The sequence below is a fragment of the Turicibacter sp. TJ11 genome (assembly GCF_021497505.1).
Lineage (GTDB): Bacteria > Bacillota_I > Bacilli_A > MOL361 > Turicibacteraceae > Turicibacter.
In genome coordinates this window covers 2,399,127-2,423,226 of record NZ_CP069349.1, presented here as the reverse complement: position 1 = coordinate 2,423,226, position 24,100 = coordinate 2,399,127, and the positions used below count along the sequence as shown (strand labels likewise).

At 32.8% G+C, this 24,100-nt stretch carries 19 protein-coding genes and 2 riboswitches; of the genes, 1 reads left to right on the top strand and 18 read right to left on the bottom strand.

What is annotated here, in order from left to right; translation table 11 throughout:
• Positions 1–13 precede the first annotated feature (13 nt).
• The 8 genes from JRC48_RS11640 to JRC48_RS11605 all read right to left on the bottom strand — a co-directional run bounded on the left by JRC48_RS11640 (position 14) and on the right by JRC48_RS11605 (position 8,980).
• On the bottom strand, positions 14–673 hold the full coding sequence (locus tag JRC48_RS11640) for a B3/4 domain-containing protein (protein WP_235069655.1): 660 nt from the start codon (positions 671–673) through the stop codon (positions 14–16).
• 67 nt (positions 674–740) lie between these two features.
• Positions 741–1,112, bottom strand: a complete 372-nt coding sequence (locus JRC48_RS11635; RefSeq protein WP_235069654.1) for a hypothetical protein — start codon at positions 1,110–1,112, stop codon at positions 741–743.
• A gap of 50 nt (positions 1,113–1,162) precedes the next feature.
• On the bottom strand, positions 1,163–1,615 hold the full coding sequence (locus JRC48_RS11630; RefSeq protein WP_235069653.1) for an EAL domain-containing protein: 453 nt from the start codon (positions 1,613–1,615) through the stop codon (positions 1,163–1,165).
• A gap of 313 nt (positions 1,616–1,928) precedes the next feature.
• Positions 1,929–3,398: an IS1182 family transposase gene (locus JRC48_RS11625; protein ID WP_235069652.1), complete on the bottom strand. Its 1,470-nt coding sequence runs from the start codon at positions 3,396–3,398 to the stop codon at positions 1,929–1,931.
• 105 nt (positions 3,399–3,503) lie between these two features.
• A complete protein-coding gene (locus JRC48_RS11620; RefSeq protein ID WP_235069651.1) occupies positions 3,504–4,496 on the bottom strand; it encodes an ABC transporter substrate-binding protein in 993 nt (330 codons plus the stop codon).
• Between the two features lie 436 nt (positions 4,497–4,932).
• A complete protein-coding gene (locus tag JRC48_RS11615; RefSeq protein ID WP_235069650.1) occupies positions 4,933–5,823 on the bottom strand; it encodes a diacylglycerol kinase family protein in 891 nt (296 codons plus the stop codon).
• A gap of 304 nt (positions 5,824–6,127) precedes the next feature.
• Positions 6,128–7,318 (bottom strand): methionine adenosyltransferase, encoded by a 1,191-nt coding sequence (gene metK, locus JRC48_RS11610; protein WP_235069649.1) that lies wholly within the window; start codon positions 7,316–7,318, stop codon positions 6,128–6,130.
• Positions 7,319–7,621: 303 nt separating this feature from the next.
• Positions 7,622–7,724, bottom strand: a riboswitch (SAM riboswitch).
• Positions 7,725–7,798: 74 nt separating this feature from the next.
• Positions 7,799–8,980, bottom strand: coding sequence for a DNA recombination protein RmuC (locus JRC48_RS11605; protein WP_235069648.1), 1,182 nt, complete (start codon positions 8,978–8,980; stop codon positions 7,799–7,801).
• A 170-nt stretch (positions 8,981–9,150) separates the two neighbouring features.
• Between JRC48_RS11605 and JRC48_RS11600 the strand changes: the two genes are divergently transcribed.
• Positions 9,151–10,437, top strand: coding sequence for an ISL3 family transposase (locus tag JRC48_RS11600; RefSeq protein ID WP_235069647.1), 1,287 nt, complete (start codon positions 9,151–9,153; stop codon positions 10,435–10,437).
• A gap of 122 nt (positions 10,438–10,559) precedes the next feature.
• Here the strand turns inward: JRC48_RS11600 and JRC48_RS11595 are convergent, their stop codons facing one another.
• The 10 genes from JRC48_RS11595 to JRC48_RS11550 all read right to left on the bottom strand — a co-directional run bounded on the left by JRC48_RS11595 (position 10,560) and on the right by JRC48_RS11550 (position 24,075).
• The gene (locus tag JRC48_RS11595; protein ID WP_235069646.1) at positions 10,560–11,837 is read right to left on the bottom strand and encodes a hemolysin family protein; all 1,278 of its coding nucleotides are present in this window, start codon (positions 11,835–11,837) and stop codon (positions 10,560–10,562) included.
• Between the two features lie 199 nt (positions 11,838–12,036).
• Positions 12,037–13,449, bottom strand: a complete 1,413-nt coding sequence (locus tag JRC48_RS11590; RefSeq protein WP_235069645.1) for a peptidoglycan DD-metalloendopeptidase family protein — start codon at positions 13,447–13,449, stop codon at positions 12,037–12,039.
• A 333-nt stretch (positions 13,450–13,782) separates the two neighbouring features.
• On the bottom strand, positions 13,783–15,420 hold the full coding sequence (locus JRC48_RS11585) for an alpha-glucosidase (RefSeq protein ID WP_235069644.1): 1,638 nt from the start codon (positions 15,418–15,420) through the stop codon (positions 13,783–13,785).
• 133 nt (positions 15,421–15,553) lie between these two features.
• Positions 15,554–16,732 (bottom strand): extracellular solute-binding protein, encoded by a 1,179-nt coding sequence (locus JRC48_RS11580; RefSeq protein ID WP_235069643.1) that lies wholly within the window; start codon positions 16,730–16,732, stop codon positions 15,554–15,556.
• A gap of 120 nt (positions 16,733–16,852) precedes the next feature.
• The gene (locus JRC48_RS11575) at positions 16,853–17,494 is read right to left on the bottom strand and encodes an ECF transporter S component (protein ID WP_235069642.1); all 642 of its coding nucleotides are present in this window, start codon (positions 17,492–17,494) and stop codon (positions 16,853–16,855) included.
• A gap of 96 nt (positions 17,495–17,590) precedes the next feature.
• Positions 17,591–17,705: riboswitch (FMN riboswitch) on the bottom strand.
• Between the two features lie 178 nt (positions 17,706–17,883).
• Positions 17,884–18,591 carry a GntR family transcriptional regulator gene (locus tag JRC48_RS11570; protein ID WP_235069641.1) on the bottom strand — a complete coding sequence of 236 codons (708 nt, stop codon included), beginning with the start codon at positions 18,589–18,591 and terminating at the stop codon, positions 17,884–17,886.
• Between the two features lie 53 nt (positions 18,592–18,644).
• Complete coding sequence (locus JRC48_RS11565) at positions 18,645–19,469, bottom strand: RecX family transcriptional regulator (protein ID WP_235069640.1); 825 nt, start codon at positions 19,467–19,469, stop codon at positions 18,645–18,647.
• Positions 19,444–20,586: a glycosyltransferase gene (locus tag JRC48_RS11560; protein ID WP_235069639.1), complete on the bottom strand. Its 1,143-nt coding sequence runs from the start codon at positions 20,584–20,586 to the stop codon at positions 19,444–19,446. The genes JRC48_RS11565 and JRC48_RS11560 overlap by 26 nt, the downstream gene beginning before the upstream one ends.
• Positions 20,587–20,907: 321 nt before the next feature.
• On the bottom strand, positions 20,908–22,800 hold the full coding sequence (locus JRC48_RS11555; RefSeq protein WP_235069638.1) for an N-acetylmuramoyl-L-alanine amidase: 1,893 nt from the start codon (positions 22,798–22,800) through the stop codon (positions 20,908–20,910).
• A gap of 114 nt (positions 22,801–22,914) precedes the next feature.
• Positions 22,915–24,075, bottom strand: a complete 1,161-nt coding sequence (locus tag JRC48_RS11550) for a pyridoxal phosphate-dependent aminotransferase (protein WP_235069637.1) — start codon at positions 24,073–24,075, stop codon at positions 22,915–22,917.
• Positions 24,076–24,100 lie beyond the last annotated feature (25 nt).

Genomic DNA, 24,100 nt, shown 5'->3' with positions numbered 1-24,100 from the left:
ATACATAGTAACATTATTCCACTATTTCCAATGAAAAATTCGTCATTTGTCCAAATCGTGTAAATAAGTCTTTAGCTAATTTCACATCCTGTAATAATCCATCTACTCCGTTAAAAGAAGTAATAAAGACTAAAATATTTTTTGTCGTTTCCGTAATTCTTGTACGAGGGGTATCTGATGTAGGTGTCCCAAATGGACCTACTTCATCACAATAAACAGGTATATTTTCAATATTAATATTACCTCGACCGATTCCTTCGTACAGCTCATCTTTACCAATACGAATTAAAATATCTCCCTCGATTTTATCTTCATCAAGTACTGCAACACTACGTTGTGTTTGTGCTGATAAAATATTTCCAATATCGACTGCATTATTAACATAATAAAGTCCATTTCCTTTGATTAGTCGTCGAAGTAACGCCTCTGTTGATAAACGATAACGTGAAGGATCCTTTCCTAATGATTTATATCCTGCACGAGCTGCTGCAATACGAGGTTCTTTCAATAGAGTTTCTAGTGTTAATTGCTTCATCACTCGCTGTTCTAATAGAGCCATTTCTTCTTTCAAAGAATCCGATGTCGGTTTTACAATCATTTCAAAAGACATGACCGCTAAACAATAACCGGGAACTTTTTCTTTTAACTGTTCGTCAAGTGTAATATGTTTCATATAAAACCCTCCAAATCTACTATTTAATTTATTATACAATTAAAAAAAGATAGTTTTAAACTATCTTTTACTCTTTTTCCAACAATTCATCTTGCCGATCTTGCTCTTCTTTTTTTAATAAAGCGTAAGCAATAGCTAGTTCTTTCAATTTATTTTCTCGCTCTCTTTCAATACAATACTGATGAACGTAGATCATCATTCCAAAAGAGATGATGATTAGAATACTTAAATTAACCGCATCAAGCATAAATGAACTTGCACGTTCAAAGTAGTATTGATTTGAGGATAAGACATAATAAAGAACTAAGCAAAGCGCATACCACTTTAACCATGAATATAAGTGTGTTGGAGAAATTTGCGTGATACGTAGCTGATTAATAAAAAATAAAAATAAAATAGATATAGATATTAGTAAAAATAAAATAACAACCACATTCATCACCTCAAACACCGACCAATTAATGATAGTATAGGTTAATTTTTATTTTTTTATTCTTTAACTATAAAATTTTCTAATTCCTCAATCGGTAAAGGTTTGGAGTAGTAATAACCTTGAATATAAAGATGTGAATAGTCATAATTTTTTATCGCTTCTTTTTGCTCCTGTCTCTCGACACCTTCTATAATCATAACCTTTTCAAGATTAGCCGTTAATTGAGCAAGAAAGTCAATCATCTGACTAACGATACTTGAATTTTTCATTTCGTCCACAAAATACTTATCCAGCTTCAACAAGTCAAAATCTAAAACTTCAAGAACTTTTAAGTTAGAGTAATCCACCCCAAAATCATCAATTGCCACCTTAAATCCACTTTTTTTCAAGCGAGAAATACCAGCTTTCATTTTATTAATATCACTAATTCCAAAGCGCTCGATTATTTCTAAACAGATAGATTCCCTCGGAAGATTTGATGCTTTCAATTGTTTAATTAATGTCTCCACTACTTTTTCATCTTCAACCTCTTTTGAAGAAATGTTTAGTGAAATATAAATAGGATTAGACTGTGCAAAACTAAAATCCTAAATCTTCCTATAATCTTTCAAAACTTGACAAAACAAAGACAGGGTAACCTCTTGAAGCATATCATATGTTTCAAGCTGATTCATAAAAAAGTATGGACTTAGTAGAGGCCACTGAAAATCTATTCTGATTTTTAGTACTCAGGTAATCCCAAATAAAAAAGTTAGAAAATCAGGATTTAAATTCCTATATTTTCTAACTTTTTTTATGTGTTATGACTTAAGAGCGAAATCCTTACGCTTTTTCATGGATTAATTTTAGAATTCTTTTTAAATTAACTCCAAATAATGTTGTGGCTGCTTGCAGCTGCATACCAAAAAGACCTGATGACGTCGCTCGATCGTAACCATGTCTACACTTTAACTCACTATTTTTCGCTTCAATCATATAGCGATACTTTGCTTCTTCTTTAAAAGCGTCCGTCTCTTGAAACTCAGCTTGTGCTTGATGTGTGTTGGATTTGATGGAAACCGAATATGACTTTGTTTTCGCACCCTCTTTGTAACACCCATCTCTTAATGGACACACCTGACACTTCTCTACATCAAACCCATAAGACTCAACAGTTCCTTCACCCTCTTCTTCATGTTTTTTAGGTCGTGTACTTGTCTTTTTAATGCTCATGTGGCCTGCAGAACAAACATACATCTGTGCATCTTTGTTGAACTCAAACTTTTCTGCATTTTTTCGATTGCCATGTGTGACTGTTTTACTTAAACGTGAAACTAACTGTATCTTTTCTTTCGATGTAAACTTTAAATTATCTTTTTCCGAATAGGCTGCATCACCGATAATTGTTTCAACTTTCATTCCTGCAGTTCTTGATTTTTCTACTAATTCTTGTAGTTGTTTTCCATCATGTTTCTCCCCTGTTGTCACAATAGCCCCCACCATGATTCGTTCCTTTGTCATGGCAAGATGTGTTTTATATCCAAAATAATGACTATCCGCTGTCTTATGTCCCACGCGTGCATCTTTATCGTGCATGGATTGGATATGTTCTAAATCATCCTCGATGACTTCTTTTAATAAATTAAGTGTTGATTTAACAGCAGGCATATTTGAGACAATTTCATTTCTTTCAATGACTTCAACGACACTTTGAGCATCATTTAATTCTTCTTCTAAATTATTATCAGGATTTTTATCAGGCATTAATTCTTTCATTGTTTCATCAACTTCATAAACCTGACGACGAAGCTTTTTAGATAACTCAACTAAGTAATCCTTAGGTGATTTTTGATGGTAACGACTTTGAGTGTGGGTGGAATCCACAATAATAGCTTTACTTTTAATTAAGTCATGTTCAATCGCAATCTCTACCGATTTCTTCATTAATAAATCTAATAGTTCAACATCCTTTAAACGTAACTTTCTAAACTTCGTTAATGAACTGGGATGAATAACATCTTCTTCTGGTGCCATTCCTAAAAAATACTTAAATGACAGATCATAACGCGAACGCTCCACCACATCTACATCAGATAGTTCATAAATGACTTTTAATAATAGATATTTAAATAAGCGAATGGGATCAATTGCATTTCGACCATTATCCACACAATATTTTTCTTTTAACTCATCGTAAATAAATGAAAAATCAACCACTTCATTCATTCGTCTTAATAAATTATCTTTTGGAACCACCATATCATATAATCCTGCGTATGCGCTAAGTGGTAAAGCATTTTGTTTAACTAACATAAGCACCTCTCGACAAAGTTTGACGTTAGTTCAATTTTACCGTAAATCAAAAAAACATCCAACACTTCTATTGAAATGTTAGATGTTTTCAGATAGAGGACTTTTTCAGTGGCCTCGACTTAGTACTCCTTTTTTATGATGTCGAAAACGTAATAACGCTTCAACCCCTACAATAGCTCCTGTCATTGGATTAATAATTGGTTGATAATAAGGTAAGTACTGACCATTAATCATTTGACGACGGATTAGATTCCTAAAATACTTACGTTTTAAAGTTGGGTGCAATAAACAATAAAATAAAGACAAACTAAAAGTACCAAATAAAATAATAGTTAAATTATTTTTAGTTGAACTACTGTCTGGTAAATAATCATTATAAATTTCATTAATTGGATTTACTTTTAAGTACTCGTACTCTTTAAGTTGATTGCTAATTTTATTCATTAATTCTACATTTTTTGAACTTCCTCCGATGTAAACACTACCTGAAGAATAACGATAAAGTTGTTGATCAGGCGAAAAAATATGATTATAAACTGTTGCGATAGTTGCATCAACCTGTCCTAATAATAGAGTTTGAATGGCTTCACTATACGTATTCACATAAACAACTGAATCAAATTCAATTCCCTTTCGAGTTAAAAAATTTTCAATCCATTTTGAGTTTTCTTCATTTCTGATTAAAGCAATTTTTGCTCCATTTAACGATTCTATGTCACCATAACCTAACTTAGAGGTCGTATAAATAGCTACTTCTTCTGAACCAATACTCGTATCACTATAAATTAAGTTATTTTGTCGATCTTTAGTAAAGTGTAAGCCTATAATTAAATCTAATTCATTATTTTTTAATCGCTCAACAGCATCATTCACACTAATCATTTGATAGTCTACTGAAAAACCTAAATCTTTGGCAATGAGTTGAATAATATCATGATAAATTCCAGATACATTCCCTTTACTATCTAACTGAAAATATGGCTCATAATCATAATATCCTACTGTAACAACCGGCCGATTACTTTGTGCACAACTTGAGGATTGATTTCCTAATAAAAGAAGCGTTAGTCCAATGACTAATAAGCCTATTCTCTTCATTTACTCTAGTCCCTCCATAGAAAATATTCATTCTTATTATAACATATCAAATAAAGGAATTCCCAAACTTAGCACTCAGATAAAACTTGTTTAGTTATCAATTAACGATAAAAAATATTTAGCAACGCTCTTAAATTAGAATCAGTGTACTAGTTTATTTTTAATTAATGAAATCACGTCTATTAAAATAAAAAATGATCAGTTAATTCCCGATCATTTTAATAACATTTATTTGAATATGTTCTATTTTCAGTAATCATCTAATCTATCAAAAATCATCCAAATCAAGACTTCCTATTAATTTTATTAAGTTCTTTAAAATGTTAAAGTCTATATCTAATGGCTACATAACTATAAGTTAAGTTTTCAAACTCTTTAGTTTTTAGTAAGGCGATTAGTAAAAATTTATCAATAATAAATAGATTAGTTTAAGAAATTACGGCTTTAAAGATAAAATCTGCGCTCTTCTTTGAAGACTTTTGATTTTGACACTCCTCATAATTCCACCATCTTCACCGTCGAGTGTCCACTTCACATCTTGTTCGCTTTCAACAGTCATACGATCGGTTTTGAAAGTAACAACATATTCTGGATCGTACTGAGTATTTAAGAAATCATTGAGTATTCGATGGATATCAATTAAATTTTTTGGTGCACGAATTAATGTCACTTCAAATAATCCATCACTTAAATCCGCGTGATTTCCAAATGCATTTTTAATTCCAGCAACTGAATCTGAATTAGAAATCATTCCAAAAATATAATCACCTTCTAAAAATCCATCACGATATGTAATTTTACATTTATAAGATTGAATGGTTGGTAACTTTAGTAACCCTTCAATTAAATAAGCTAATCCACCTAACATATTTTTTCTTGGTTGTGGTGTTTCATAAGCCACATCTGTAAATGCTCCAAAAGCTGCAACATAAGTAAAATATCGATTCCCAAATTGACCAATATCGATAGACATTGGTTTTCCTTGAATACATAACTCTAAAGCCTTGGGAATATTTTTAGGAATCCCGAGCGTCATCGCAAAATCGTTAGTTGTGCCTGTTGGAATATAACCAATTGGTGTTGTTGCGTTTGCTTCAATCAACCCAGTAATTACTTCATTTAATGTTCCATCTCCACCACTGGCAATAACTAAATCATATCCTCTAGCTTCCTTCATCTTCTCAACCGCGTCATACTTAGCTTTCGTTGGATAAACAACGACTTCGTAATCGGCTGCACTTAATTGACTGACGATGAGAAGTAAATAATCCTTAATCATTCCACGTCCAGAAGTTGGATTAATAATCAACAATACCTTCTTACGCACAGAGGCACTTCCTTTCAAATACTAAAACTTCATTTTACATTATATTATATCATCTAATCTAAAAAAAATGTTGTTTATCACCGAATATCTTTTTTCATAGTAATGGAAAACAAAAATATCTTTAGTTACTGTGGATAAATCTTAATTAATCCCTTGGTTTCATACGAACATAAATGTTGATAAGTTACCTGCGATTAGTAACGAAGCACCTATTCCTTGATCACTAGCGAAAGAACGAACTAAAAATATATCATTCTCAGTTATATAAAAAACCTGATTCACTAAATGAATCAGGTTTTTTATATTAAAGTTGAGCTTTTAACACTTCAACTTTATCTAAACGTTCCCATGGTAAGTCTACATCTGTACGTCCAAAATGTCCATACGCAGCAGTTTGTTTATAAATTGGGCGACGTAAATCTAACATTTGAATAATTCCTGCTGGACGTAAATCAAAGTTTTGACGAATCACTTCTACAATTTTAGTATCCGATACTTTTCCAGTTCCAAATGTATCAACCATAATCGAAGTTGGTTGCGCTACTCCAATAGCATAAGATAATTGAATTTCAATTTTATCAGCATATCCCGCTGCAACTAAATTTTTAGCCACATATCGTGCGGCATAAGCCGCTGAACGATCGACCTTAGTTGCATCTTTTCCAGAGAAAGCTCCACCACCATGTCGGGCGTATCCTCCATATGTATCAACAATAATCTTACGTCCTGTTAATCCTGCATCTCCATGTGGTCCACCAATCACAAAACGACCTGTTGGATTTACTAAATAACGTGTATTTTCTGTGATAAGCTCTTGTGGTAAAACAACGTCAAACACATGCTTTTTAATGTCAGCTTCAATTTCTTCGTGACTAACTTCTGGTGAATGTTGAGTCGAAATAAGGACAGTATCAATAGAAACTGGTTTTCCTGCTTCATCATATTCTACTGTCACTTGTGTTTTACCATCTGGACGTAAATAACTTAATGTTCCGTTTTTACGAACTTCTGTTAAACGACGTGATAATTGGTGTGCTAATGAAATAGGTAATGGCATATATTCTTTTGTTTCATTAGTAGCAAACCCAAACATTAATCCTTGATCACCAGCTCCGATTGCTTCAATTTCTTCATCTGACATTGTTCCAGTACGTGCCTCTAATGCTTGGTCAACTCCCATGGCAATATCAGCTGATTGTTCATCGATTGCTGTTAATACTGCGCAAGTATCCGCGTCAAATCCATACTTCGCACGATCATAACCAATTTCACGAATCGTTTCACGAACAACTTTTTGAATATCAACATATGAAGAAGTAGTAATCTCCCCAAATACTAAAACTAATCCTGTCGTAACAGATGTTTCACAAGCTACACGAGCCATAGGATCTTTAGCTAAAATAGCATCTAAAATTGAATCAGAAATTTGATCTGCAATTTTATCTGGATGCCCCTCTGTTACAGATTCTGATGTAAATAAACGACGTTCTGTCATAATTGTCCTCCTTCTATTACACTAAGGGATACTCTATATTTTTAATGAACTATTTAAAGATAACGCTAGGGTCGGTTAATTTTTTATTAACAAAATCAATCATTCTTCCTTTATATTGTACACTTCAAGAAACATTATCCAAATGATCAGATAAAATTCACAACTGGCAAGTTAAGTATTAATCAATGATACGTCAATAGTTTAATAATCAAGTCTAATTAACGCTTTAATGATAACAACTCCCATAAGCCAAATATAATAAAAAAGTCCGCTATAAGCGGACTTGAATAACTGATTCAAACCCTCTTATTGCTCGAGTTAAACTCGCTTGGGTTGGCACCTTCCCGTCAAAGGGAGGTTGCCGCGACTTCACAGGCCCCTATGCCTCCATCGCTCTTAATAAGAGTATATTATTGTATTTATTTTTTAGCTTTCCTCTTTATTATAAAAATAAACGTTTTATTTGTCAATTACTAACACTTATTCTTTGAAATCTAGTTCGACATTTGAGATAGCATCAAATCTTGTTCCAATTTTCTCAGTTGTAATATGGATCTCTTTGACATCTTTTGAAACACTGTCTATATGTCGACTTAGCTTATCCCAGCGATCTTTATATCGTCTAAACTCTTCTCCGAGTTTATTTAATTCTTGTTGAATCACTAAAGCATGTCGATCTCGTTCTAAGTTATTTAAAATCACTTGAATCGTTGTTAAAGTAGACATCAACGTTGTCGGTGAAACTAGCCAAACTCTTCTATGCTGAGCATATTCAATTAAATCCACATGATACGCATTAATCTCTGCAAAGATTGCCTCAGCGGGTAAAAACAAAATCGCTTGATCGGATGTTTCCTTTGGTGTAATGTACTTACTGGCAATGTCATCAATATGTTTCTTGACATCTTGTTTAAACTGTTTAGTTGCAATCTGTCGTTCCACTTCCATTAATGTTTTATCCATCATTCGTTGATAATTTTCTAACGGGAATTTTGAATCGATCGGTAAATTTCCAAGCGGTTCTGGTGCGAATAAAATGGCATCTACCATTGTCGCATTAGAAAGCTTATACTGCGTTTGATATAAGCGATCATTTTTTTCTCCGAACACGGATGCTAAGATTTGATATAACTGAACTTCTCCATAGGTTCCACGACTTTTTTTATCTGTTAATAAAGTCTGCAACGAAACAATATCGGTTGATAAATTTTCAATCTTTTTTTGTGCCTCATCAATTTTAGCTAAACGAACTAAAATATTTTGAAATGTTTCATTTGTCTTACTGAATGACTGATCTAAACGTTCATTCACTTTATCATTAATTCGCATTAAGTTAACTTCGATTCGTCCATTTAACTTCTCAAAATCACGTTGTAACTCCTCTGTCACTAATGTACTATGTTGATGAAGTTGCTGACGAATCGTTCGCTCAAACTGACTGTAGCGCTCTAAAACACGCTCATTATTTTGACTGACCGTATCTAACATTTGAAAGTTGGACTGTTGTAATCTTTTTTCCATTCGCTGTTGCTCATCAATCACGTGTTTGACTTGTTGTTCAAGCAATGAATACTGACGTGTTTCTCTATTTGGCGTTTCTTTAATTAGTACTAATATGACTAAAATAATTAATACAATCAATAATAAATATATACCTATCATCTTATCCCCTCTTTCAATACTTCTTTATTTTACCATAATCATAAAAGGTTCTATAATATTTGGTGTTGCTAATGGAGCAGCGCCTTTTTTCATGGCATAAAAAAGAGACATCTCGTCTCTGTCCTGTTACAATGTTATCGGCTAAGAAAAAATTGAAAGGATTGAGTTTGATGTCCCACTCATATTTTACTAGAAAACTCTTAAACATTAAAGACAAACATATCACATTTGAGAAAGATTATTTAGAAGAAGTTAAGATGAAGGGTGTCACTAGCTTTATTTTTAAGGGCATTCTATCCTATCAACCGACTCATTGCGAGCACTGCGGCACTCTTTTTGATTCTAAATTTAAAAAGCATGGATTCAAAACCTCTCGAATCGTCATTCCAAAAGTTTCACTTCATGATACTTATCTAGAATTAAAGAAGCAACGTTATTACTGTGGGCATTGTCAGTCCACGTTTACCCTAAAAACAACGATCGTTGAAAAGAACTGCTACATCTCTTACCACACGAAACATGCCATTGCTTTAGAGGCTCAAAATAAAATATCTGAGTCTGATATTGCTCGTCGCCATCAAGTCTCTCATTCAACGGTTAATCGTGTCATTCATAGCTTCTATGAATCTCAAACCTTAAATCTTAATTATTTACCTGAAAATCTTTGTTTTGATGAGTTTAAGTCTGTTAAGTCTGCCCAAGGACATATGTCTTTTATCTTTTGTGATGCTGACTCCAAACAAATCATCGACATCATTGAAGATCGCCGTTTAAGCTCCCTTCAGACTTATTTTAAACGCTATACAAAAGAAGCACGTTCTCGTGTAAAACACATTGTGATTGATATGTATGCCCCTTATATCAGTTTAATTAAGGAGCTGTTTCCTCATGCCAAAATTGTGATTGATAAATTTCATCTCGTTCAACATCTCTCTCGAGCACTCAATAAAACCCGTATTCGATTCATGAAAAAGTTTAAAAAACATTCTCGAAAATTTAAACGTTACTGGCGCTTGTTACTTAAATCTCATTCCTTGCTTAACACCACCACTTATCACTCCGTTCACTGTTTCAAACAACAGATGCGTGAAATCGACATCTTAAACTTTTTACTTGATTTAGACCCTGAATTAAAAGCCACCTATGATCTGTATCAAGACCTACTTTTCGCTCTTCAAACCAAAAACTTAGAACGATTCAATCACTTACTTCAAGAAACCCCCTCTCTGATTTCTCTTGAATTCCAAACCGCTTTTCAAACGTTTAAAACGTATCAATCTTATATTCAAAACACAATGACCACCTCATATACGAATGGTCCTATTGAAGGAATTAACAATAAGATTAAAGTCATTAAGCGTATTGCCTTTGGGTACCGTAGTTTCTACCACTTTAAATCACGTATTCTCATGGTTCAAAACCTAACCAAACCAAAAGTAAAAATCCTAGCAGCATAGCTACTAGGATTTCACTTCGGCTATTCATTGTAAACAGGTTACAAATTAATTAGCAATATTATTTGACAAAGAACCTCATAAAAAAGAGAACTTGAAGATTAGTTCTTCAAATTCTCTTTTTACTATTCAGCTTCTGATTCTTCTAAATCAGCAATCTCAATTTTAACACGTTTAATGCGTCGATCCTCAACTTCAATAATCGTAAAAATGAGATTATGGTATTGATACATATCACCTATTGTTGGAATATCTTCAATTTTTGAATACATCCAACTTCCTAATGAGTAAGCATCTTCTGGAATATCTAAATCAAGATTCATGACATCAAATAACTCATCTAATTCAATGTCAGCTTTAACTTCATATAGTGTATCACTTTTTTTTGTAAAAAATTGCTCTTCTTCATCGTGCTCATCGTAAATTTCACCAACAAGTTCTTCAAGCACATCTTCCATTGTGACAAGACCAGCTGTTCCACCATACTCATCAGCAACAATAGCTAAGTGTTGCTTTTCAAGTTGTAAACGGGTTAGTAAATCAGACACACGCATCGTATATGAGACATACATTGGTTCTCGCATAACTTCAGAAATAATAATTTCTTTAGCTGATCCTTTTTCGATGATGGCAGAAAATAAATCTCGTTCGTATAAAATCCCTACAATATTATCTCGTGATTCATCATAAACAGGGATTCTTGAATACTTCTCTTCTAAAAAGACGTTTTTTATTTGTTCAGTAGAATCGTGAACATCTACAGCAACAACATCAACTCGAGGTGTCATAATGTCCTTAACAAACGTTTCACTTAAATCAAGAACACTTTGAAGCATCTCAACTTCATCTTGCTGTAAGACCCCCTCTTCTTCCATTGTATCAATGATTACGTTCAGTTCATCTTCAGTTACCGATGGTTCATCTTCTTTTTTACGATATAATTTGGCCACTGATTCTTTTAAAATCATAAAGATTTTAATTAATGGCTTCATAATAATAATCATATAATAATAAATCGAACCGATAGATAAGGCTAGTGATTCAGAATTTTCTTTTGCATATGACTTAGGTAAGATTTCACCAAAGATAATAATTAAAACTGTCATTACAGCTGTTGCAATGGGTGCACTAGACGCTCCTAAATGTAAGACCTCTGTTGCGACTACCGTTGCAAGTGAAGCTGAAGCTAAATTAACAATATTATTCCCAATTAAAATGGCTAATAAAACTTCATCAAATCGCTCAGCAACACTTAGTGCTTTTTTTGCACCTGGTCGATCATCTTCTGCGTATTGACGCAAGCGAATTAAATTCACACTTGAAAACGCCGTTTCTGACGCACTGAAGAATGCCGATAAAATAATCATGACAGTAAGTATTATGTAATACATGGACGGGTCCAAAACAATTCACACTCCTATAATTTTCAAAATTTACTATTTTTGTATGTAATTTACTATATCAAGTTCAACATTATTTGTCAATAAACTAGCTAGGTTTATACACTTTCATTACAAATCAAATAAAGCTCATTTGTACATAAAAACCTCTAGCCTAATATACTTTATAGTATGTTCTTAGCTAGAGGTTTAATCCGTAAAATTAATAAAAATCTAATGGATTTGGTGCATAGCTTGGCTGACTACCTGTATTTGTTCGAATCTCAAAATGTAAGTGTGGTCCAGTTGAATTTCCAGTATTCCCTGCTAATCCAATCGTTTGTCCAGCTTCAACCGTTTGTCCACTTGATACGTTTAAAGAACTTAAATGCGCATAACGTGTATAATATCCATTTTTATGATTAATTAGAATATTATATCCATATCCACTACTATAACCCGCACTAACAATGACACCACTATCTGCAGCATAAACAGGTTGTCCAACATATGCAGATATATCGATGGCGTAGTGACCACTATAGCATAAATATCCACAAGTGACATTACGAGTTGTTGTTGGCCAAACCCAATTTCCACTACCTACACCAGAAACAACCTTTGTCCCACGAATGATGATCTCATTCACAGGTTCTGATACCGTTGTTTCCTCTACAAGTTCAGAGGAAACTTTTGTTCCATTTTCATAAAAAACTTGAGTACGCTCTAAATGCTCTCCATCTTTTCCCTCTTGCTTGATTGTTGTTTGTCCCTTTAGCATCGTATCATCATCGATGTATTCTGTCTCATAAGCAATCGCTGAAACATTAACCGTTTCTTTTTCGGTTTCAACCGTGACAATAGGGTTTAATGGCGTAACATCTAGTTCCATTCCTAATAAATCCGCCCATTTTAATCCTTCGACCTCAGGATTTAATAAAATTAGTTCCTCTTCTGTCAATCCATGATCATTGGCAATATACCAAAGTGATGAATCCTCATCAAAGATAACTGTTTCTTTTGGTTCAGCTTGTCCATATAGCATCATGCGTCTTGTTTGTTCAGGCGTTAAAATCTGTTCAGGTGAAACATATGTCGTTTCTACTTTAACAGGTTCCACAATTTTAGCTCCAACGTACTGAGATCCTGATTCCATCAACGGTACAATCGATGTTTCAACATTCATAATTTTCTTTAAATCTTCTTCACCTGTATAATAAGTCATTAACTCTAACATCGTATTTGAAACAACATTTGCATCTTCTACAGAAAAAGTTTTATCCCCGATTGTTACTTGTTGTGTCGAGGCTTCAAAATTTGCTTTTTGTTCAATAGTTTTTAATACAGATTCACTATCTATTGTTTCAATAGGTAATAATGTAACTTCTTCTTCAATACGTACATTCGTTGGAGCTTTAATTTCCTGATTAGGATATTGTTTAGACAACACTTCGGTACGTTTTTCAATCAATTTTTCATAATCTGATTCGTCTGTGATCAGTCCGATAACTTCATCGTTTATATATACTCGATAAACAACATTAGGCGATATTAATGTCGAGGCTTCTGCTACTTTTATATGATTCCCTGTAAACATAAGGGTAGCAAGAACAGCTCCTATAATATTTTTCTTCATATCATTACGACCTCCATACTTTATTACTTACCGCAATAAAGTTTCTCTCTAGTCTTGGTGACTGTTTAGAATGTTTCAATTTTTTTCATTCTCTCTGTTTCTTCTCTAATTCTTTCATATTAATATGTCCAAGTTGTGTCCTTTTGCTGAAATTCTGTCCAAAATACACATAAATATATGATTTTATCAGATTTTATACGCTTTTTCCATTAATTTGTTTCAAAAAAATAATTTTTTATCCGCTTCTTTTTGTATTCGCTTACAGCACATTTGATTGATAACTAATAAAAAAAGATACCGCTTTAAAAGTTAACGGTATCTCTTCTTATTAAATTATTTATTTAATTCAAAGACAATCGCTTCATATGGTCTAAGTTCTAAGTTTGATAAATCTAAATTTGTCTCATCGTAATTTGAAAGAATGACGTCCTTAACCTCACCTTCAAGCGTTCTCACGATTTGTTCTTCGCTAAAATTAGCGACGACTAATAATCTATGTTGTTGATCCTCTCTAATATAGGCAAATACTTGTTGATCCTCTGGTAGTAATAACTGATAATCTCCATAAATAATTGTCTCACTATACTGACTATTTTTACGTAATTCAATTAATGATTTGTAATGATAAAAAATTGATTGTTTATCTTTTAATGCATTTTGAACATTAATCGTTTTATAGTTTGGATTAACTTTTAACCAAGGCATTCCCGTTGTAAATCCAGCATTTTTAGATTCATCCCATTGCATCGGTGTTCTTGCATTATCGCGCCCATTTTTCCAAATAGCTTCCATCATCTGTTCATGTGTATAACCTTTTTTTAAATTATCATGATAGAATTGATGAATTTCAATATCATTATACTCTTCTAGTGATTCAAACTGAACATTGGTCATTCCAATCTCTTCACCTTGAAAAATATATGGTGTTCCTTGCATTAAATGTAAAACAGAAGCAAACATTTTAGCGGTTTGAACACGATATTGTTGATCATTTCCCCATCTTGAAACAATACGAGGTAAATCATGATTATTCCAAAATAACGAATTCCATCCTTCTCCTTTTAATGAAGTTTGCCACTTACTCATAATCTCTTTAAATTTAATAAAATCAAATGTAGTTGGTCGCCACTTTCCTTCCTGTGGATGCCAATCAATTGAGACATGTTCAAATTGAAAAACCATCGATAATTCATGACGGCTTGGATCAGAGTATAACTTTGCGATTTCAGGTGTTGCCCCCCATGTTTCACCTACTGTTAAAACATCATAATTTCCAAATGACGCTTGATTCATCTCCTGAAGATATGGATGTAATTGAGGACCATTTCCTGTAATTAATTGATCAATCTCTTTTCCTATTAAATCAATAACATCCATACGGAATCCACCGATTCCTTTTTCAAGCCAAAAATTCATCATTTGATAAATTTCTTCTCTTAACTTTTGATTTCCCCAATTTAAATCTGGTTGTTTTTTACTAAATAAATGTAAGTAATACTGTTGTGTGGTTTCATCGTACTGCCATGCCGTTCCAGAAAACGTTGAATTTAACTCATTTGGAACTCCATCATCTTCTGATGCATCTCGCCAAATATAATAATCACGATATGGATTATTTTTTGATTTTTTTGCTTCTAAAAACCAGGGATGTTCATCACTTGTATGATTAACGACTAAGTCCATTAAAATACGAATTCCTCGTTGATTCGCTTGCTCGATTAACTCGTCCATATCTGCCATTGTTCCAAACTCGGGTGCTATCCCCTGATAATTTGAAATATCATATCCGTTATCATCCATTGGTGATTGATAAACAGGAGATAACCAAATAACGTCAATTCCTAATTCTTTTAAGTAATCTAACTTTTCGATGACTCCTCTTAAGTCACCAATTCCATTCCCACTTGTATCTTTAAAACTTCTTGGATAAATTTGATATACTACTGATCGATGCCACCACTTTTTCTCCATAAAGCTATCCCCCTTTTATTAAAACCCTCAAAATCACTATAATTATATCTACCTCTTATTTTAAAAACAATAAAGAACTTTCTAAAACCGATTACCTATTTTCAATAAAAAAGTAGGACGATAAGTCCTACCCTTATTTCATTATATTTTCTAATTCTTCATTAATTTGATTCACCGTATCGTCCATAATCTTTTGAATTTGGTTTGGAACAACTAAAAAATGCGTGGCAGCTTCAGCAAATGGTCGATATAAATAACTAAACTCAGCTTGATTAGGTAACGGTACGGAGCGATGTAATTGTTTTTTAACAACCCCATAGTAAGCATCCTGTGAAATGATATTTTCATAATCAACAGGAGCAATCGATTGATTTTTTTCATAACGCAAAGCTGCTACATCTTCAGTTAATAAAAATCTTAAATACTCGATCGCTAATTCTTTATTTTGACTTAATTTTGTCACTTGGTAAGTATCAATCTTCATATAAGTATACGGCAAAAGATCGTCTTTGAAATTAGGAATAGCTTGGTATCCTAAGCTAGGATACACCTGTTCTAGTGATGTAATTAATGAGGCTGGAGCAATCATTAAATTAGCTTCTTTATTAATAAACGATTGATAGATATCAAATTCATCATCATAAATCACTGTTTTATTAAGCAGCCCAAGCATTGTACTCAATCCTTGTACAGATTCTTCTTTGTTAATTCCAATATCATAAAAATTAGTGTCACCAAAATTATCAACCCCAATTGTATATCCACCAAAACCAGTGATAAACGGATTAATATGATAAATATTTTGATAATCCATCACTAAAGACATCTCGCTATCTTCATCAAAATCATAAAACGAACTAATGCCTTCAGGATAAACCTCTTGATCATAAAATAAAATATCAGTTTGAGCATTATAAGGAATTCCATAATATTCTCCCTTTACTTTAAACCCTGACATAACAATTGGCAAAATATTAAAGGTTTCAAAGACTTCACTGATAGGACTAATCGCATTTTTAGAGACTAATTCTGAAATCAACGTATGAGATGCGGTAATCACATCTGGATATTCTAAAGATGCGGTATATAACGGGAGCGTTGAAATAACTTGTTCAGAACTAACGATTTGCATCTTTATCTGGGCCTGATGCAACGATTCGAAGATAGGATTGACTTCTTTTAATACGTCATATTCTTCGCGACTTACCCAAATATGTAAGACTTTATCTTTAGAGTCTGACAGCCTGTTCATATTTTCATATACTCCAATAACTATTAAGATAAATCCTATGATATAGATTATCTTCTTCATAAAATCCCCTCTATCCCCATTATCTTACCTTCTTTTCATTAACTCTATTTTTTCCTTTATTTATTATATCAAAAAAAGAGAAGGCCATCACCTTCTCATCAAATTACATCATCATTTATTTTATTTTGACACGATTAATCTTGTTTTATTGATTTTTACAATCTTTTGAATGGCTTCTAACAAGCGGGGTGCAATTAATTCATAAACGCCTAAGACTAATAATCCTTTAATCATGTTAAACGGAATATAAGTAAATAATACAGCTGCTCCATATCCTAGATTAAATGGAAGTCCTGGAATGAATTGATTTAGTGTCACCCAATCTCTAACATCTAAAAATGTTAACTCACCAAAATAAATAGGCGTAATAAACAAATAATTACAAAGTGTTAAAACAGCCGTAAACCCAAAAATAATCATTAAAATACGAAAAAATTTATAAGACGATTGCTTCGTTAAATAATATAAACATGCAATAGTAGAAGAAGCGATAAACGCCGTAATAGAACCAATATGCATAGGGGTTGCACTCATTCCTAACATAATATTGACAAGTGATTTAAACAAAGCAACTATAATCGCTGGAATTAATCCAAAAACCTCTACCGTTAACAGAACAATTAATTCACTTAAATCAAACTTTAAAAACGGTGCAATTGGATACGGAATCTCAATGAGCATTAAGATTGTTCCTAGGGCAATGAAAACACCTAAAATAACTAAGTTTTTTGTGCTACTAAATAAATGTTTAGAGTTTTTCATATACTCTCCTCCTTAATTAGATAAATTTTGTGAAATGCAAAAAGATCTCACGTAATAAATCTTCGTGAGATATATCTAAAAAAGAGTATATCAAAAACGAATCTTCTCCCATCCAGACTCTAACTGTCGGCTCTGGAATTTAACCAGATCAACCATACGGCTTGCGGGCTATACCGCCGGTAGGGACTTTCACCCTGCCTCGAAGATTTATTAAATGGATTCAATTTACAGTTATATTTTAGCTTCTTAGTCATCATCTGTCAACTCTATCTTATATGAAACGCATTTCATTATTTATAATGATTTAACTAATCTTACTTTTTAACGAAGGGTAACTCTCTTTTGTAGTATTAAAAACATATTTAAACTACATCTCTAGCATTAACGACTTACCACTTACGCCTAGAATGAATCATGACTTTATAGTTTTGAGGATTTGCATAGGTCTCAACAAATTCTAAAACTTGTCCATTCATTAAAACTGACGTTAATTCAAGATAAATCAACGGATCATGAAGCGGAACTTCCAGTAATTCTGAAATCTGTTCATCTGCCTTAATCGCAGATACCATCTGTGAACCTGATGCGATTTTAACATTTAGTTCACCATCTAAAAATGCATAAATAGAACGATGAATAACTGACTCAGGTAATTCTTTGACAACAGAAAGCGGAATGTAAGTATGTTCAAGCGTCATTGGGCGATTATCTGCCATACGTAAACGCAATAAACTATGAACACGATCATTCACTTTAATTTCTAAGTGCTTGGCTAATCGTTCATCTGCTTGAATAATTTCATAATTAACTACCTTAGTATGGGGTCTCATTCCTTTACTAATGATTTCAGACGTAAATCCTACTAACTCAGCAACAGGTTCATGTAACTTTCCATCTGCAACAAACGTTCCGACCTTATCTTTACGATACAATTTTCCCTCTTTAATCAGTTCTTCAATGGCTTTTCGAGCTGTCATTCTTGAAACATTATATTTTTCAGCTAAATCACGCTCAGATTGAATCATTGCATTTGAAACTAAGTGTTTAATTTCTTCCTCAATTAATTGTTTTACCCTTAAGTAAACCGGTTGTGCCATAAACAATCTCCTTTTTAAACTCAAAAGGGACTCTTCGAGTCCCCCTTCCTCAATTAATCGTTTGTTTCTTCTTCTAACTGCTCATAGACAGAAGCAATATCGTGATAGTCAAATCCTTTTCTCATTAACGATTGAATAACTTTGACCTTTTTTTCATAGCCTGAAAGGCGCTGATGTTTTCTATAAAGCTTTTCGACTTGTTGGGCTAAAATAGAATTTTCTTCATCTTCGATTAAAACGATTTGATTAACTACTTTCTCAATCACAGAGCGACTAAATCCTTTTAACATTAAAGACTGAGAAATCTTTTGTTTAATAAAATGCGGTCCGTATTTTTTATTCGTTCGAACAAGTTGATCGGCTATTTTGAGCGCATTTTCAACTTGTGTTTCTTCCTCATAGAGATTTAAATATTGATTAATCAAGCGCTCCGCGATTCCCTTTTGTAATAATTCTTGCTTAATTTTATTCGGTCCCTTTTTTCCCATCACGACTTGATGATTCATATAGGAAATCGTGTACTGTTCATCGTTTAATAATCCAACATCAACTAAACGTCTTAGCACGTCTTGAATAATATCCATCTCATATTCTTTTGCTTCTAACTTCTCATAAATTTGAGCTGTCGTATAAGATTTTTTAGATAATAAGTTTAAAGCATATTGATAAGCCCGCCCTAAATCAAGCTTTCCATTTAACTCGGTAACTTGTGATTGATCAAGTTCTTTTCCAACGACTAAACGAAACTTTAAAACTAATTCTTCATGAACAGGTAATAAAACAACTTGTTCAGTTGGTGTTTGAATCGCTACTTCATAATCTTGAGCTTTTAAATGTGTTAATTTTAAAACTTTATAATGGTTGTTTGTAGTATTCATCGCTATCTTTTAGCACATCCTCAACGATAGTTTTAGCTGAATATGGTCGAGATAATTGTTTAATATTGTCCTTCATCTCCTCTAGTAATCCATCTTCATTTAAAATAATTAAAACATGATAAATGAGTTCTGATTCACTTGAAACAATGACAGCTGCTTTTTTATCTGAGAAATACTTGGCATTTTCAAGTTCTTGACCATAAACAGGGTTATACAAAATGACAGGAACTCCTTTAATGGCTGCTTCAGTTAATGAAATTCCACCTGGTTTTGTCACCATTAAATCCGCAATCTCTAATAATTCATGCATTTCCCTGCAATATCCTAAAACTTTTAAATTACTAAATTCTTTCGTTAATTCAATCGTTTGATTATATAACTTTTCATTTTTACCACAAACGACAACGACCTGAATTTCTGGCTGTGCAGCTAAACGTTCAGCAATTTCATCGACACGTGAAACCACACCATGCGTTCCCGCTGCAACAAGCACTGTTCGTTTAGTTGGATCTAAATCATACTTTTTATATAAAGATTCACGATTTAACGATTGATAAAACTTATCATGAACAGGGATACCTGTTAACATAAACTGATTTTGTACTAACCCATTTGCTACTCCCCAAGCAATCATTCGGTTATTAGCCACATAGTGACGACGAGCACCTTTGTATAACCATAAACCACTCGCGTAGTAATCTGTAATAACAGTATAAATCGGAATTTTGAATGCTTTTTCTTCTAAAGTATATAAAGAGGTCACAGGAAAAACACTAATAATCGCATCCGGTTCAAATGAACGAATCTTATTGCGAAGTGAACGAATACCGAATTCTAAATAGGGTTTTAAAATCTTTGCGTGAAATGAATCATAAATGGCATAGTTTGAACCGTAATAAAGCATTCGATAAAGATCTTTTCCAATCGGTTTATATGTTTTTAAATAAGCTTTTTGTAGTGTTTTGGATAAGGTCGGAAATTCTTCAGAATATAAATCATACTCCTCAACAATGACATGATCATGTTTCAAAAATTCCTCTGTTAACGAACTAGAAACTTGTAAATGCCCACTACCAAAAGGAGCTGTTAATATTAATATTTTTTTTGAATGATCCATTATTTCCTCTCCTTTTTAATAAACTACTATTACTATAAAATGTTAAAATTCTAAACAATATGATAACATAAAATATATTTTCTATCTATTATTAAAAATCACTTTTAAAAAACATCCTCTACTGGTCCTACATTAAGTTTGTGCAAATATGATTTTTCTTATGTTATATTTATGGTTTATTTCATGGATTGATTATAAACAAAACTCATTTATCATTGAAACTCAACTTTTGATGGTTGAAAGATTTTCAATTAAAAGATAGTTAATCTTTTAATGAGTGTGTTTTATAGATAAAAAGTAAAAGAGTGGATAACCACTCTTTTACTTTTTATACTCAATTCCTAAATAGTCTACTGTTGCTTTAACAACGGCTTCTCCATAAGATTTCCAATTATTAATCCACTTACTATAGTCATTACTATTATCTAAATAAGCATATTCAATTAAAAGCGTTTCTGATCCGTAGTTAGGAATGTCTTGATATTTGTCGTTATACTCAACTAAAGTGGATGCCTGCGAAACCTTTCCACCCGTTTCTCGAATAATATACAAATAATCCATATAATCACTTGTACATCCATAATCAATATCATAGCTTGTTCCTGTGCATAAATAATATTTCTTATATGAACCTTCTGAGACTCTAAATTCACTTTTTTCCGAGTCACGAGCTTTTTGTCCCGCTTCAATGAGAGCTTGTGAAACTCTTGAAGCCCAATCATTATTGACAAAAACAGAGCTATAGACTTCAAACCCTTCAAGTGAGCCATCAAAAGAATTCAAATGACTCGATAACATATATTTCGTTTGATAACGATAAACCTGCTCGACACGTCCTTCGTCAAAAAATGCTGATTTTCCATAATCAAAATTACCTGGACCAGCTGGATCAACATCTTCTGTTCTTGTTAATTTAACTTTTAATCCGTGTTCCTCTAGACGACTTGCAATATATGTTGATATTTTTAAAACTTCTTCGGCTTCTGTTAAGTCTTTCGCAACCGTTCCCCCATCTAATCCCCCATGTCCGGGATCGATTAAAATATCATAAACATCTTCTGGTAGCTCCTGCACTTTTTCCACTTTTAAAGAGAGCTGTCCATTTTTTGATTGAAGTGTTATTTGGTTAGACTCTTTGTTTCTCGTAACAGTGTACCACACCTCATTTAAAGACTCGGATACATACACTGGAAGTTGATTAAATTGAATAAAATATTGTCCTGGGGATAAGTCTACTAAGTTAATTCCTGAATGATCTTGAGAATTATATCGTTCATCCTTAATTAAATCACCAGATAAATCAGTTAATTGATACGTTGCATTCTCAGTCTCAGAATTCAGATTAACATAAAGCGATTCTGCATAAAAATCATGACTTTTATACTCATAATGTTCGATATTGTCGTTAACCAATAATAGCTGGCTTCCTTCAAATACAACACGATACGATTCTGTCTTCAGTTGATCAACCTCTAAATTCATATCTTTAACAGGTGTTAATAAGATAATATCATTAATCTCTGTTTTCATATTAATTGAAATCGTTGGACTTTCTTCAAATTGACTAAATGGAATAATAACTTTTTGCCTAAGCTTTTCTGAATCCTCTTCAAGAACCTCAATGGTTGCCTCAGAGTGAATATTATTGATGACATCAATAGCTTCATAGGAAATTGATTTTGATTTAAACGAAAGATCTGAATTTTTTTGAATGAGATGCTCAAATGATAATTGATCCTTATCAATTTCAAAATTAGAGACGTCCTGAGAAAGTATTTGATTATCTTCAAACGTCTTTACTACTTTTTTAAGTTGGCGTGAAAAAACTAATCCTTTTTTCTTAGCTTTAAACGTAATTTCATAACTCTGCTCAGGTTCCGTTAGATCGACTTCAAATTGAGTTGAACTTGGTGTTAATTTATATTCCTTTTCATCAACGGTAATTTGAACTTCTTTATAGTCATCTACTTCTAATGGTTCCCAAGAGAGTAACACTCGGTATAAGCTCTCACCTTCAACAGGATTTAAATCATCGGTCATACTAATTGTTAAATCTACACGATCTGTCAGTAATGCTTTAATCCCAAATCCCGCTAAGAAAAGAATAGCTGAACAGCAAAAAATAAAGATTGTAAATCGCACTTTATTAATTCTGATTCGCTTTTTACGTTTTTGTGGACGATGCCTGTAACGGCTATTATTATATCTTTTCATTGCTATCACTCTTTCAAATTAGCATTGCTTTTCGGACATCAAGAATTTTTTCAATAAATCCTTAGCTTTAAATCTGACAGTATTTTACCATATCTATGTAGATAATTTGCTATTTTACAAACTTTTTCTAAAATTTTGTATGCGACGAACGCCTTCTTCTAAAACGTTAAAATCACAACAATAAGATAATCTCACATATCCTGAATCAGTCGCTTCAAAAGCTAAACTTGGTACAACTGCTACTCGTTGTTCTTTTAATAATTCAATGGCAAACTCAGATGAAGTTAAACCATAATTACTTACATCTAAATATAAATAAAAGGCTCCTTCTGGTTTGACCACATGATTAAAATAAGGTTTTAGCTGTTCATAAACATAGTTTCGATTCGCTTGATACAACTCATGAATAGACACTGTTAGTTCAGGGTGCTTTAATGCTTCAAGTGCTGCATACTGAGAAATCGTTGAAGCAGAAGCAACGAAGTTTTGATGAACAACTGCAATAGTTGGCATATATTCTTTTGGTCCTAAAACATATCCAAGTCGCCACCCTGTCATCGCAAATGATTTAGAAAATCCATTTAAAATAAATAGGCGATCTCTTAGATCCTCATACTCAGAAAGAGAAGGACACTCAACTCCATCAAATACAATTTCTCGATAAATTTCGTCCGAAATCACAAAAATCGGATAGTCCTTAATACACTCATAGATAATTTGATTCTCTTCTTTAGAGAAAACTTTTCCCGTTGGATTACATGGTGAGTTGATTAAAATGGCCTTTGTTTTAGAGGTAATTAACTCACTTAGCTTTTCTTTATTAATTTTCATTTCATTTTGAACCATATCATACAAAACGGGCTTTCCACCATACATTTCAATATTTGTATTATATAAAGAGAAAGCTGGTGAAAAAAGAATCACCTCATCATCTTCTTCTAAAATTGTTTTTAAAACAGCACTAATAGATTCAGAAACACCTGTCGTGATAATAATCTCACAACTTGCATCGTACACTTGATGATAATGTTCTTTGCAGTACTGAGTAATAGATTCTCTAAGCTCCATTACACCGTAATGATTTGAGTAACCGATATGATTTTGAATTATTTGCTCATTAAAAGACTCCTTAATTACCTCATACGTTCGATGAAAAACATGAGGTTCTCCTAAGGTAAAATCAACCACATTTTCATATGTATCAGCCAATGCCTTCATTTGGCGGATGATCGATGGCTTTACTAAATTTGCTTTCTCATTAATTTTAATTTTCATATCATAATCCCCCTCTTACAGTTAG